Raw genomic sequence first — 13,321 nt, forward strand, 5'->3', positions numbered from 1 at the left:
AAATGAATTTTATACGTTTTAGCTTTTTCATTCTTAACTTTATACTTTTCTCTAGTTCTCAACTTCAAGCGCAGGTTGAGGAAAATCATTTTGATTATATGGATCTTTTTGATCTTCAAATGGTTTCAAATCCAGAGATTTCTCCAGATGGAAATACCATCATTTACGAAAGGCATCAATTTGATGTGATGTCAGATCGAAGATTAGTTAATCTATGGCAAATCTCTTTTGATGGTAATAATCATTATCCAATCACGTCTGGAACCAGAAATTACGGTAATGTAAGTTGGTCTCCGCAAGGTGATAAATTTGCTTTCACTTCTAATCAAGATGGATCAAATCAATTATACGTGTATTTTTTAAAGTCAAAAACAACTGCTGCGCTCACCAATTTCACAGAAAGTCCTGGAAGTATAAGTTGGTCTCCAGATGGATCTCAACTTCTATTTAGCAAGTTTGTGTCTGAATCTTCAAAAGCTATCAAACCTAGTTTACCAACACCTCCTTCTGGAGCAGAATGGGAAAAAGGAGCTGATGTTATAGATAAAACTGTATACCGTAGAGACGGTGGTGGGTATGTTCAAGACGGATATCGTCATTTATTTTTAATTTCTGCAGAAGGCGGAACTGCACGTCAATTAACGTCAGGATCGCATCAATACAGTTCGCCTTCCTGGGCTCCAGATGGAAAGCATATTTTATACACAGTCGACAAATCTGAAAATGCTGAACTTGATCCCAATAATGAGCAAATCTTTCAACACGACATAGTAACAGGAAAGGTAGAACAACTTACAAATCAGCGCGGACCTTTCAACTCTCCAAAAATTTCTCCAGATGGGAAATATATTGCTTACACAGGTTTTAAAGATAAATTTGTAGGTTACCAATTGACAGAACTATATTTAATGGATAGAGATAGTAAAGAAGTTGAAGTTCTATCTAAAGGTTTTAAACAAGACATTTCCTCTATAAAGTGGTCTAAGAATAGTAAGTCTATCTATTTTAGATATGATGAGGAAGGTAATAGTAAAGTTGGTGAAATAGATTTAAAAGGTAATGTAGCTCCAATTGCAGAAAACCTTGGCTCTGCAAGTATTGGTAGACCTTATGGAGGAGGAAGTTATTCGGTTTCAGATAAAGGTAATGTTGCTTTTTCTCATGTTACTACTTCAATCCCAGCGGAATTGGCTGTAGTGGGAAGAAAATCGAATTCACAACCAAGACTTCTTACTAACCTAAATGAAAATCTTTTGAAGTCGAAAAAAATAGGAAATGTCGAAGAATTCTGGGTTGACTCTTCAGTAGATGATTTCAAGGTTCAGGGTTGGATCATAACACCTCCAGATTATGATTCTTCCAAAAAGTATCCAATGATTCTTGAAATTCACGGTGGTCCTTACACAAATTATGGCTCACGGTTTTCTCCAGAATTGCAACTTATGGCAAGTCGAGGATATGTAGTGGTTTATACAAATCCCAGAGGAAGTACAAGTTATGGTGAAAATTTTGCAGGATATATCAACCATAATTATCCTAGTGAAGATTACAATGACTTGATGGATGCTACAGAGTATGTGGTAGATCAAGGCTATGTGGATGAGGAAAATTTATTTATTACCGGAGGAAGTGGAGGAGGAGTTCTCACTGCCTGGTCTATTGGTAAGACAGATCGATTTAAAGCAGCTGTGGTTGCAAAACCTGTAATTAACTGGTATAGTTTTGTATTAACTGCAGATAGTTCACCTTTCTTTTCAAAATATTGGTTCAAAGATAAGCCGTGGGAATCTCCAGAAGATTATTTGAAGTTTTCTCCAATTTCATTGGTAGGAAATGTAAAAACACCAACGATGTTGCTGACAGGACAGCAAGATTACAGAACCCCCATGAGTGAAACAGAACAGTATTACTCAGCATTAAAACTACAGGGCGTTGATGCCGTAATGATTCGGATAGCAGGCTCTGGTCATGGTATTGCAGGAAAACCGAGTAATTTATTTAGAAAAGTGGGATATATCACAAGCTGGTTTGATAAGTATAAAAACTAATTTTTATTCTGAATTTGAAACGAACACAACTTCAGAGTTACACTATTGAATCACTCTTTGTTTAATTATTAATAAAATTAAGGTGAAAACTAAAGTAGCATTCATTTAGTTTTCACCTTTATGTTTTTTAAGTTTTATGTCTCAAATTACAACACTTACGATACTAACTTATAATGGCTTTTTTGATAAATTCTGGGCATTGTCAATGATGCAATTCGGTCATCGGTATATGAAAACTGTTGAAGGACAGAGTTTTTATAAATTACTAGGGAGTGGAAAGGATAATTTCAACCCGTTCCCAGATTGGAATGTATATGCAGTGCTGCAAGTCTGGGATGATAAGTCTTGTGCTCAGGATTTTTTTGACACACATCCTTTAAGTGAGCTTTATAAAAAGCATGCGACAAGAATGGAGGTGCTTTATCTGGAAAGTATTCAGGCCAGAGGTTTGTGGAATGGTAAAAATCCATTTCAGTCTTCAGTTCAAGCCAAAGACATAGGTGAAAATGACCAGATTGCCGTAATTACTAGGGCAAGCATTAAAACTAATATGCTTTTAAAATTTTGGAAATTCGTCCCTGAATCCCAAAAACCACTAGAAAATGCTAAGGGCCTACTTTATACCAAAGGTTTTGGAGAGTTGCCGTTTGTAGAAATGGCAACATTTAGTATTTGGGATAATATTGAAAACCTTCAGTCATATGCCTACCAAAGCCACGAACACATCAAAGCAATTCAAAAAACCAGAAAGCTCGACTGGTATAGTGAAGAACTGTTTTCAAGATTCAGACTTCAGGAGAAAGTAGTTTTAAAAGATGACTAGGTGTTGAAACCGCTTTTTGCGTGCCTTAAAAACCCCTTGATAAATGGAGATGAGCTTAAATTTCTAATGATTTTTAAATCCTCTTGAAATGTGGATTTTTCGTCAAGAAATCTGAAAATGGTTTGGATTGAATTGTTTTTGTACATCCTGTAAAATAATTCCTCTCCGAAGGTATTTTCCTTTGTGAGTACTTCAAGAAAAATTTTATCGTAATGCTGATATTTTTTGGGTGAAGAATCTTTATAAAATTCTCGATTTGACTTCAGAAACTTGATAATATTTTGACTTTTTCTCTCGCAATTTTTAAAAGAATAACCAGATGAAGCCTTTACCCAACCCCCAGCAGTTCCGATTTTAATAATGTGTTTTTGATTGAAATTTTCAAAAGGAAAATTGGTCATAGGGATAATTCCTTTTTCAGTTTCAAGGATATCATAATTTTCAACATTCAAATTCTGAATAATGTATTTTTTTAAATATTTATCATAAGTTGACTCACTGACCAAATCTGGACTAAAATAGGTAAACTCCACAAGTGCCTTCGTTGATGAAAGAGGTAATATATAAGTAAAGCTCGTAGTCCCATTATCCTTGAGATCGTAATCCATCATTGTAAATTTAGAATCATCAAAAACAGGTGTCTTAGTTTCAATAATCCAACCCTTAAAATGCTGAGCTATGTTTAGATAGTTTGTGTCTTCAAGAGAATAACTAGGAGGGATCCTACTGTCAAACACATATTTAGACTCATAATTTCCTTTATCTGTTGTAACTATGGCACTTTCTTCTGACTGAACTATTTTTTGAACCTGCTTTGTTTTCCAGATGAAGTTAGATTTTTCGAGCTGTTTTTTAGCATGAGCATAAAAGTCAGCAGACCTTAACATTTTATAATTGTACTTCTTCAAGTCGAGCGTGATGCTTTCACCGTTGGCTTTTACAATGCCTTTATTCCAAGTCTTAGTGATTAAACTATCCCATTTACCATCTCCTTTTTCCCAAAAACTCCAAGTCCTATCGTTCTTTTCTTTTTGATCTTTATCTAAAATTAATATGGATTTATTTTTAAAAAAGACATCATCGTTCATCGCAAGAGCAAGATTTAATCCAGCTGCACCAGCACCAACGATTATGTAATCATATTTAGAAATAGACATAGAAATAAATAAAGAATACAAGTTGAACTAAATATAAATTGAATGAGATAAGAAATTTGCCTTTGATCTTTGCCAGGTGGAATATTAGATGAAATACAAAGGAAATAATACCCCAGGCAATATAATTATCTATTGGAGCATATCCGCCTGAAAATTCCCAGAAATCAAATATTGGTGCAACCTTTTCCATGAATAAATCCAAAAATAACATCATGAAAGTTCCTAATAAGGATTTCAAAATAAGGTTTTCAGAAAAATTATTTGCAATAGCACCACATATAAATGTAAGCATGGCCCAATTGATACCTATAAGAACTGGCACTTCAAAGATTTTTGGACCGAAATTATCTCCATATGCATATTCTCCAAAAAATAAACCGAATGTGACACCCAGGTATTCTGCGTAGATACCCAGAATTCCAAATACAACAAATAAAATCCACTTTTTGATAGAATCCAGAGGGAAAAAAAATATGAGAGCCAGAAACATGATCATAAGATTGAGAGCAGTTCTGCTTGCAAACCAATCTTGAAAACCTAAGCTGATTCCTATTATACCTGAAATGTGGAAGAGCCATAGAATACCAATCGCGATTAAAATATATTTTCTATCGTTATAGAGGCTTTTCATCAATTTAATTTAAGCTTGTGGTACTAAGTCTGAAACAATTTTCGCGGAAAGTAAACATAGAGGAATTCCTCCACCCGGGTGCACGCTACCACCACAAAAGTACAGGTTTTTTATTTTAGAACTAAAATTTGGATGCCTCAAAAATGCTGCAAATTTATTGTTGCTGGACGTGCCGTACAGGGAACCTTGGAAAGATGAGGTTGCTACTTCTATTGTTTCGGGAGTCTCTACGTGTTCTACTTCAATATGGTTCTCTATTTTAGTTCCTAAACATTTATTTATTTTGGCAATTACTTTTTCTCTTATATAAGTAGTTTGTGCCTTCCAATCCTGACCACAATTTGTTGGAGCATTTACCATGACAAACCAATTCTCGCATCCTTCTGGAGCATCACCATCCACTTCTTTGGAAGTAATATTTATATAGACTGTGGGATCGTCTGTAAAGTATTTTTTATTGAAAAGATGATCAAATTCTTTTTTGTAATCTTCAGTAAATAAAATATTATGTAAATCCAGTTTTTTGAATGTTTTATTGACTCCCCAGTAAAAAATCAATGCTGAACTTGAGCGTTCCTGTTCAAGTGTCTTCTTTGGTGGTGGTGTTTTCTTAAGTAAAGAATTATATGCTGAATAAACATCCATATTGCACACTACCAGGTCAAATGCATGTTCTTTTTGGTCGATTTTCAATCCTTTTATGTTTTCTTTTTCATACAGAATCTCATCTACTTTCTGATTAAGGTGAAAGACAATTCCATTATCCTTTGCTAAATTAGTGAGGCTTTGCGATATATCATGCATTCCATGTTTTGGAATAAATGCTCCATAATTCATTTCTAAATGAGGAATCATAGACATAATTCCAGGAGTTTTATATGGTGAAGAACCGTTATAGGTAGCAAACCTATTGAAGAGTTGAACAAGTTTTGGATGATCAAAATACTTTTCATTAACATCATTAAGACTGCTATCCAAATGAAGTTTGCTCAAGTTAAATATTGCTTTCAAAGTATCTTTTGAAAGATAAGTACTAAATTTATGAAGGGATTTTTCTAAAAAAAGCCGAGATGTAAGGTCATATTTAATTTGTGTACTTTCTAAGTAATCGCTTAAATTGCTTTCGGATTCATTAAAAGTCTCAGAAGCATTTTTTATAAATGCATTTTTATCTGCATCTACTTGAAATTGCTGGCCATCCTCCCAGAAGTAATTACAAATAATATCTTTTCTCTTGTATTTAAAATAAGATTTAGAATCTATATCAAAAAGTCCGAACAACTCATCTACAAGTTGAGGCATTGTAAATAGTGAAGGCCCGTAATCAAACCTGTAGTCACCTCTTTGGAAGCTATGAAGCTTTCCGCCTGTGTAACTGTTTTGTTCAAAAACTTCGACATCATAGCCTTTGGCTTTTAGTCGTAATGCTGAAGCAATTCCGGCAATGCCAGAACCAACTACTGCAACTTTCATTTTCATCTACTTATCGTTTTTTAGAAAACGTTTGGGTGGTATGAGCATACCAAAACATTCGCTATCATCTTTTCCTAAATGTTTGTGGTGTATTTTATGTGCTCTTCTTATGCCTTTTGCATACCAATGGTCAGCTTTCCGAAATAATTTAAATCTCTGATGAATAAAAATATCATGAACAAGAAAATATGCTAAACCATAACCTGCTATTCCAGCACCTATAGCTATAGCGAATTGAAATTCTGCAACCATAAAAAAATACATACTTACTACAGCATAGAAGACAAAAAATAAATCGTTGCGTTCCCACCAGCTTTTATGGTCTTTTAAATGATGATCTTTATGAAGAACCCACAAGAAACCATGCATTACGTATTTGTGCGTAAACCACGCCATAAACTCCATCCCCAAAAATGTTGCAATAAAAACAACAATCCAAATCAATATATCCATAACGTTAAACTAAATTAAATCTACAAGAAATGTAAGATTTTGCAAGCAGACTAGCTTTTTGATAATTAGGTACTCTTATTCTTCTATTTTTTATTTCAAGTGACGGTGTATTCTTTAATTTTTGAAGCAATTTTGAATAATAAATATATGCTGTATATACTCCTAACTTGGCTTCAACTGGCAATTTTCCTATACCTCTCAATCCAGCTTTGAAATCTACATCGATTTCAGATATAATAATCTTTTTAGTCTCTTCATCCAAACAACTTAAGTCTGCATTTGGAAAATAAGATCTTTCCAATTCTTCACAATCAGCTTTTAAATCTCTCAAAAAGTTTACCTTTTGAAAAGCAGAACCTAGTTTCATCGCATCATCTTTTAGGTTTTCATAAGCTTCTCTATCCCCCTTGACAAATACCTTAAGACACATCAATCCCACCACGTCAGCACTTCCGTAAATATAAGCTTCATATTCCTCTTGAGTAAGATAATTGGATTTGTGCAAATCTTTTTCCATACTATCCATAAAAGATTCATACAAATGAGCATCAATATTGTACTTATGAACAGTTTCTTGAAAACTGTTTAAAATGGGGTTGAGGCTGATTTTTTGGTCAATAGCTTTATACATTTCTTCTTGGAAACTTTTAAAAAGCCTTGTCTTGTCATACTCATGAAAAGTATCTACAATCTCGTCGGCAAACCTTACAAATCCGTAGATATTATAAATATCTTGTCTAATGGAAGGAGCAAGTAATTTTGTAGCAATTGAGAAAGATGTACTGTAAGAATTAGTTACAAGCTTACTGCAATCTCTGGAAACTGTATCGAATAATGACTTCATTATTTTAGTTTTTTTCAATTAACTCAGATACCAATTTACCTGAAATTAATGCTGGTGGAACGCCAGGGCCGGGGACGGTTAGTTGTCCCGTAAAATATAAGTTATTAACTTTTTTACTCTTCAATTTTGGTCTTAAAAAAGCTGTCTGTAACAACGTATTTGCCATGCCGTAAGCATTTCCTTTATATGAATTATAGTCCTCTTTAAAGTCGTTTACACAAAAAGACTTCCTAAATATAATATTTTTCTGCACTTTTTGCTCAGTCAAAGATTCAAACCTTGTCATGATTTTGTTAAAATATTCTTCTCTTAGCTCTTCTGTGTCTTCAATTCCTGGAGCGATAGGTACCAAAAAGAAGCCGTTTTCATGACCTTCTGGTGCAGTACTAGGGTCTGTCTTTGAAGTGAAATTTGCGTAAAATAAAGGCTCCTCTGGCCATTTTGGAGTGGTATAAATATCTTTTGCATGTTCATTAAAATCAACATCAAAAAATAAATTATGGTGTTTTACATTATCAAGTTTTCTATCAAAACCAATATAAAATAGGAGCGATGATGGTGCAAAAACTTTTTTATCCCAGTATGCTTTAGAATACTGACGATGCTTTTGTTCTAGAAGAGTCTCAGTGTGATGGTAGTCTGCGCCTGATAATATTACATCAAAGCTTTTTAATTCACCATTAATTTCAAGTGCTTTAGCAGTTTTATTCTCAACTATAATTTTATCGATATTGGCATTGGTGTTGACTTTGACGCCTAAAGATTTTGCTAATTTAACCATTCCAGCTATAACCTCATGGAAACCACCTTTGGGATGCCAAGTTCCAAGGCCGAAATCAGCATAATTCATGAAATTGTAAAATGATGGTGTTTCACTTGGTTTTGCGCCTAAGAACAAAACAGGAAACTTAAGAATCTGTTTCAGCTTTTCACTTTTAAACTCTTTTTCTACGTCCTTATCTACTGTACTAAAGAATTCTCCTAGTTTTGTAATCGTCTTTGGAGTCACAAGCTCTAAAGGTGATACGCCAGGTTTGTAAACTAAATCTTTGATTGCTATATCGTAATTACTGCGAGCATTCTCTATGAACTTTTTTAATTTTCTAGCTCCATTTTCTTCTTCTTTATCAAAAATTTTATAGATCTTATCTAAACTATCACCAATCTCAATAGTTTCACCTCCTTCGAATACAACTTGATATCCAGGGTCTAATTTTTCAAGTTCATAATAATCCGATGGTTTTTTGTCGAAGTCTCCAAAAAATCTTTCAAAAACATCTGGCATCCAATACCAGGAAGGCCCCATATCAAACGTAAAACCTTTCTCTTTAAAGCGTCTTGCACGACCTCCAAGGCTATCGTTTTTTTCGAAAATCTCAACTCTATTGCCATTTTGGGCAAGATAACATGCTGCTGCCAATGATGAAAAGCCAGAGCCAATTACTGCAATCGATTTACTCATATTACAAATTTAATGTCAATTCTGAAATATCTCTAAAGGCTCTTATACCTTCAGGAAGTGTAGTATTATTCTCAAGTAATTCAGTAGACTTCCGGCCTAATAACCAATATTCACAAAGGCCATTAGGGCATATATGTTTTTTAAAATCTTCTAAATATTGGATAAGATTATCAGGTTTTACTGTAAGGTAACTCACAAAAACCGTATTATCATACAGGGTTGAAAGATAAGTTAAATCTTCCATAGGAAGGCTTTGTCCTAAAAAAATTACTTTATAGCCATGTGATAAAATCTCATAATTAGCATAGTAAAGGCCAATGTCATGGATTTCTTCATTAGGAAGGAATAAAACAAATACCTTATCATTTTTTGAAGCCTGAACTTTCTGTAGGCTTTCAATATTGATAAATAATTTTTGTTTTATCAAATTAGAAATAAATTGCTCATGAGCTGGAGTTATAGTGCCAGCTTGCCAAAGTAATCCAATCTCAACCATTAATGGAATAAAAACTTCTTCATAAATATCTGAAAATGTTTTATTGATCATGAGATTTTCGTAAGTTCTTAGAAATAAAGGCTGGTCAAAGTTCATCATGGCAACTTTCATAGATTTTAAAGCTCTATTAGAATTGCTTTTGCTTGTGGTTATACTTTGTACAAGCTCGGAAATTTCTCCATCATCCATTTTAGAAATTCGCGAAATTTTATATCCATTTTCATTTAAAAACGCGATGTTCAATATCTTCTGAAGTCCAGTGACTCCATAATTTCTAATATTGGTTTCTGTGCGTTCAGGCTCCAAAACATTGTAGCGTTTTTCCCACATACGTATTGTATGCGCTTTGATACCGCTCAACGATTCTAAATCTTTAATACTGAAATTTTGTTTAATGTTTCCCATAACTATATTTAACAATAGTCAAAAATATAGATTATTATAATACTTTGTTTAAAAAATCAAGTTAAAACTTAAACAATTAATCTATTTAACTTCTAAGCTATAGCTTTAAAAGCTTAATTTTTTTAAGAAACGTGTAAACTTACTTAAGAATTAGATTGGAACTTACAGTGTGGAAATGTCGAGTCTATATGGATCTTCTTCGTCTGAAGAGATGCCAAGTGCTTCATGTACATAATCGAAAGTAGATAAAAGTCTTGGCTTACCATCAACAATAGCAACATCGTGTTCAAAATGTATACTTGGTTTTCCATCAGATGTTAAAATAGTCCAGCCATCTGGTAATTGTTTGATGCGTTTGGTCCCCATATTTATCATAGGTTCTATAGCAACAGTCATCCCTTCTACAAATTTTTTACCTCGTCCCCTTTTGCCATAGTTAGGCATTTGTGGATCTTCATGCATCGTTTTACCAAGACCGTGACCTACAAGTTCTCTTACAACCCCATAGCCATGTTTTTCAGTATACTTTTGGATAGCATAACCAACGTCACCAACACGGTTTCCTTCTACAAATTCAGCTATACCTTTATAGAGCGATTCTTTTGTAATGCGTATAAGCTTTTTTACCTCTTCATCTACCTCACCAACTTCAAATGTATAGGCATGATCTCCGTAAAACTGATTTTTTACAGCACCACAATCTACAGAAAGGATGTCACCTTCTTCTAAAGGTTTATTATTTGGTATACCGTGAACTACTTGTGCATTTGGACTTATACAAAGAGTATTAGGGAAATCATAAAGTCCTAAAAAACCTGGAATGGCTCCATGGTCTCTAATAAATTCTTCTGCAAGTTTATCTAAATATAGTGAAGTAACTCCTGGCTTTATTTCTTTGGCAATCATTCCCAAAGTTTTAGAAACAATTTGTGCACTTTCGTGCATAAGCTTTATTTCCTCCCTTGTCTTTTTAATTATCATTTATTTCTTTTTAAAAATAGATTTAAAAAATCCTTTTTTTTTATTTTCTAATCTTAATAACTCGTCATCATCACCAATCAATTCTCTGTAAATTTCTCCCCACCCCAAAAAACCGCCTATATTTCTGTCATCTATAAAAATATCAGCATTGATTTTTCTGCTTATCTCACTACTGTAAACTTCTTCAGGATAACTTTTATTTACTGCGTAAAATTCAATTCCTTGCTTTCTACAAAACTCAACAGCTTCATTAAGATACTCACCGTCTCTATAAGTCCAAAGAATGAGAACAAAGCCTTTCATCTGTAACTTTTTTAAGGTCTCAATAGCAAACAACTTAGGCTTACCAATCGATGGATATTTATTTTCCACAATTGTACCGTCAAAATCTATTGCTAAAACTGGTCTTTTAGAAGAAATCATATAGATAGATTAAAAATCGTAGACGTGCTTATAATCTTGTCTAGAAAATATTTTAAGAAGATCTTTTTCTAAAGTCTCTTGAGGAAATTCAACAAATCGATTTATCTCCTTTCCATTTTTATCATAAATTATTATAGTAGGGACGTTAAAAACGTTTAGTTCCCTTCTCTCTTCATTTGTAATGTTTGGTACAATTTTATCTTCATCAACACCTATGAGAGTAAGGTTTTTGTAGTTAAAATTAATCTGGTCTAATATTTTTATAAACCCAGGAAACTCTCTTTGACTGTCCTCACACCACGTTCCCATATAAACGGAAATTTTAAAATCCTTATTCTCTACAACTGAAGCTATTTTATTGACGACTTCAGTTTTAGGTGAGTAATTTTTATATCCATCTTCAAACCATGCTTTATTATTTGTAGACTTAAGATCCTCTAATTTGAATTCACCTAATATAAGCTCGTTTTCTTGACTTGCTTTTTTATTGCCTGAATTTAATTCAATAAGAGTGAAACTGGAAGAACTTAATAAAATTATTAAAACAGAAAGTATTGTGAGTGTTTTTCTCATTTTAAGAGTGAGTTTTGTGTCATTAAATCTGGTTTTTCTATCCCCATTAAATCTAAAATAGTAGGAGCGATATCTCCAAGAATTCCATCCTTGACCGATTTGATATCTTTGTCTACCAATACAAAAGGAACTGGGTTTGTTGTGTGTGCTGTATTTGGTGAGCCATCTTCATTCACCATAGTCTCGCTATTTCCATGATCTGCAATAACAATCACTGAGTAATCTTGCTTCTCTGCCTCAGTCACTACTTCCTTAAGACATTGATCTACAGTCTCACAAGCCTTCACTGCAGCGTCAAAATCTCCAGTATGACCAACCATATCAGGATTGGCAAAATTTAAACAAATGAAATCACCTGTCTTTTCTTCGATTTCTTTTACAATTTTATCTTTCAGCTCGTAAGCACTCATTTCTGGTTGTAAATCATAAGTTGCAACTTTCGGAGAGTTTACCATGATGCGCTTTTCATCTCTGAAGGGTTCTTCTCGTCCTCCAGAAAAGAAAAAAGTGACGTGAGGATATTTTTCAGTTTCTGCAGCACGTATTTGAGATTTGCCGGTGTATTCCAAAACTTCACCAAGTGTAGCTTTGATATTGTCTTTCTTGTAAACAACATTTATATTTTTGAAGGTGTCGTCATACTTGGTCATGGTGACATAATATAAAGGAATCGACTTCATATCATAATCAGGAAAATCCTCTTGACTCAAAGCTTGAGTGAGTTGTCTTCCTCTATCTGTCCTAAAATTGAAGAAAATTACGACATCGCCTTCAGCTATTTTTGCTACTGGTTTGCCATTGGAAGTAACAGCTATTGGTTTTATAAATTCATCAGAAACGCCATCATCGTAGCTTTTTTGTAAGACTTCAAGTGGATTTTCACTATAAGTTTCAGCTTCACCCTTCACGATGAGGTCGTAAGCTTTTTCTACTCTTTCCCAGCGTTTATCTCTATCCATGGCATAGTATCGTCCTATAATACTAGCAAGTTTGGTATCTGTTTTTTCAAAATGAGGCATTAATTCTTTAATATAACCTTTACCAGAATGGGGATCAACATCTCTTCCATCTGTAAAGGCATGAACATATTTTTTTGAAATTCCATAATCTTGAGCGGCAGTGACGAGACCTTTAAGATGATTCATATGGGAGTGAACACCTCCGTCGCTCACAAGACCTAGAAAATGTACAGCTTTGTTATTTTTTTTAGCATAATCAAAAGCCTGTTCCAAAACAGGCTCATCTTTTAGCGTATCTTTTTCAACAGCCATGTTTATTTTTACGAGATCTTGATAAACAATTCTTCCAGCTCCAAGATTCATATGACCGACTTCAGAATTACCCATTTGCCCTTCTGGTAAACCAACGTTGAGCCCATCTGTTCTTAAAGTGGCATGTGGATATTTTTTATACAAACTATCCATAAAAGGGGTTTTTGCCTGATCAACAGCAGAAATTTCTTTATTTGGAGATATTCCCCACCCATCTAATATTGTTAAAATGACTTTTTTGCTCATTTGAAGTAATTTTATGCTAAAATAAGAATTATTGA

13 protein-coding genes are annotated in these 13,321 nt (G+C 33.7%); 2 read left to right on the forward strand and 11 right to left on the reverse strand.

The annotated features are described in order from the left end of the window. Nucleotides 1-2: 2 nt before the first annotated feature. Nucleotides 3-2,048: a S9 family peptidase gene (locus ACFQ0R_RS09260; RefSeq protein ID WP_379658087.1), complete on the forward strand. Its 2,046-nt coding sequence runs from the start codon at nt 3-5 to the stop codon at nt 2,046-2,048. A gap of 136 nt (nt 2,049-2,184) precedes the next feature. Then, a complete protein-coding gene (locus ACFQ0R_RS09265; RefSeq protein ID WP_379658088.1) occupies nt 2,185-2,871 on the forward strand; it encodes a DUF3291 domain-containing protein in 687 nt (228 codons plus the stop codon). On the opposite strand, the gene ACFQ0R_RS09270 is transcribed toward ACFQ0R_RS09265, so the two are convergent. The 11 genes from ACFQ0R_RS09270 to gpmI all read right to left on the reverse strand — a co-directional run bounded on the left by ACFQ0R_RS09270 (nt 2,868) and on the right by gpmI (nt 13,286). Next, nucleotides 2,868-4,028 carry a lycopene cyclase family protein gene (locus ACFQ0R_RS09270; RefSeq protein ID WP_379658089.1) on the reverse strand — a complete coding sequence of 387 codons (1,161 nt, stop codon included), beginning with the start codon at nt 4,026-4,028 and terminating at the stop codon, nt 2,868-2,870. The two genes, ACFQ0R_RS09265 and ACFQ0R_RS09270, sit on opposite strands and share 4 nt — an antisense overlap. Beyond that, on the reverse strand, nt 4,015-4,659 hold the full coding sequence (locus ACFQ0R_RS09275; protein ID WP_379658090.1) for a carotenoid biosynthesis protein: 645 nt from the start codon (nt 4,657-4,659) through the stop codon (nt 4,015-4,017). Before ACFQ0R_RS09275 ends, ACFQ0R_RS09270 begins: the two co-directional genes overlap by 14 nt. 9 nt (nt 4,660-4,668) lie before the next feature. Next, nucleotides 4,669-6,138 carry a 1-hydroxycarotenoid 3,4-desaturase CrtD gene (crtD, locus tag ACFQ0R_RS09280; protein ID WP_379658091.1) on the reverse strand — a complete coding sequence of 490 codons (1,470 nt, stop codon included), beginning with the start codon at nt 6,136-6,138 and terminating at the stop codon, nt 4,669-4,671. Then, nucleotides 6,139-6,585: a beta-carotene hydroxylase gene (locus ACFQ0R_RS09285; RefSeq protein ID WP_379658092.1), complete on the reverse strand. Its 447-nt coding sequence runs from the start codon at nt 6,583-6,585 to the stop codon at nt 6,139-6,141. Nucleotides 6,586-6,589: 4 nt separating this feature from the next. Next, entirely contained in the window at nt 6,590-7,429 is an 840-nt protein-coding gene (locus ACFQ0R_RS09290; RefSeq protein WP_379658093.1) for a phytoene/squalene synthase family protein, read from the reverse strand. Between the two features lie 4 nt (nt 7,430-7,433). Continuing rightward, the gene (locus ACFQ0R_RS09295; protein ID WP_379658094.1) at nt 7,434-8,891 is read right to left on the reverse strand and encodes a phytoene desaturase family protein; all 1,458 of its coding nucleotides are present in this window, start codon (nt 8,889-8,891) and stop codon (nt 7,434-7,436) included. Between the two features lies 1 nt (nt 8,892). Beyond that, complete coding sequence (locus tag ACFQ0R_RS09300) at nt 8,893-9,792, reverse strand: MerR family transcriptional regulator (protein ID WP_379658095.1); 900 nt, start codon at nt 9,790-9,792, stop codon at nt 8,893-8,895. 162 nt (nt 9,793-9,954) lie between these two features. Then, complete coding sequence (map, locus tag ACFQ0R_RS09305; protein WP_379658096.1) at nt 9,955-10,773, reverse strand: type I methionyl aminopeptidase; 819 nt, start codon at nt 10,771-10,773, stop codon at nt 9,955-9,957. Continuing rightward, nucleotides 10,774-11,196 (reverse strand): BT0820 family HAD-type phosphatase, encoded by a 423-nt coding sequence (locus ACFQ0R_RS09310; protein ID WP_379658097.1) that lies wholly within the window; start codon nt 11,194-11,196, stop codon nt 10,774-10,776. It abuts the gene before it with no gap. 9 nt (nt 11,197-11,205) lie between these two features. Further along, nucleotides 11,206-11,769 (reverse strand): TlpA family protein disulfide reductase, encoded by a 564-nt coding sequence (locus ACFQ0R_RS09315; RefSeq protein WP_379658098.1) that lies wholly within the window; start codon nt 11,767-11,769, stop codon nt 11,206-11,208. Next, nucleotides 11,766-13,286 (reverse strand): 2,3-bisphosphoglycerate-independent phosphoglycerate mutase, encoded by a 1,521-nt coding sequence (gpmI, locus tag ACFQ0R_RS09320; RefSeq protein ID WP_379658099.1) that lies wholly within the window; start codon nt 13,284-13,286, stop codon nt 11,766-11,768. The genes ACFQ0R_RS09315 and gpmI overlap by 4 nt, the downstream gene beginning before the upstream one ends. Nucleotides 13,287-13,321: the final 35 nt, after the last annotated feature.

Source organism: Psychroflexus salinarum, from assembly GCF_042677225.1.
Taxonomy (GTDB): domain Bacteria; phylum Bacteroidota; class Bacteroidia; order Flavobacteriales; family Flavobacteriaceae; genus Psychroflexus; species Psychroflexus salinarum.

Bases quoted from the DNA above. Each gene is read 5' to 3' on its own strand.
- ACFQ0R_RS09300 (WP_379658095.1), bottom strand. From the start codon at position 9,792: ATGGGAAACATTAAACAAAATTTCAGTATTAAAGATTTAGAATCGTTG.
- ACFQ0R_RS09290 (WP_379658093.1), bottom strand. From the start codon at position 7,429: ATGAAGTCATTATTCGATACAGTTTCCAGAGATTGCAGTAAGCTTGTA.
- gpmI (WP_379658099.1), bottom strand. From the start codon at position 13,286: ATGAGCAAAAAAGTCATTTTAACAATATTAGATGGGTGGGGAATATCT.
- ACFQ0R_RS09285 (WP_379658092.1), bottom strand. From the start codon at position 6,585: ATGGATATATTGATTTGGATTGTTGTTTTTATTGCAACATTTTTGGGG.
- map (WP_379658096.1), bottom strand. From the start codon at position 10,773: ATGATAATTAAAAAGACAAGGGAGGAAATAAAGCTTATGCACGAAAGT.
- ACFQ0R_RS09270 (WP_379658089.1), bottom strand. From the start codon at position 4,028: ATGTCTATTTCTAAATATGATTACATAATCGTTGGTGCTGGTGCAGCT.
- ACFQ0R_RS09315 (WP_379658098.1), bottom strand. From the start codon at position 11,769: ATGAGAAAAACACTCACAATACTTTCTGTTTTAATAATTTTATTAAGT.
- ACFQ0R_RS09265 (WP_379658088.1), top strand. From the start codon at position 2,185: ATGTCTCAAATTACAACACTTACGATACTAACTTATAATGGCTTTTTT.
- ACFQ0R_RS09310 (WP_379658097.1), bottom strand. From the start codon at position 11,196: ATGATTTCTTCTAAAAGACCAGTTTTAGCAATAGATTTTGACGGTACA.
- ACFQ0R_RS09260 (WP_379658087.1), top strand. From the start codon at position 3: ATGAATTTTATACGTTTTAGCTTTTTCATTCTTAACTTTATACTTTTC.
- crtD (WP_379658091.1), bottom strand. From the start codon at position 6,138: ATGAAAATGAAAGTTGCAGTAGTTGGTTCTGGCATTGCCGGAATTGCT.
- ACFQ0R_RS09275 (WP_379658090.1), bottom strand. From the start codon at position 4,659: ATGAAAAGCCTCTATAACGATAGAAAATATATTTTAATCGCGATTGGT.
- ACFQ0R_RS09295 (WP_379658094.1), bottom strand. From the start codon at position 8,891: ATGAGTAAATCGATTGCAGTAATTGGCTCTGGCTTTTCATCATTGGCA.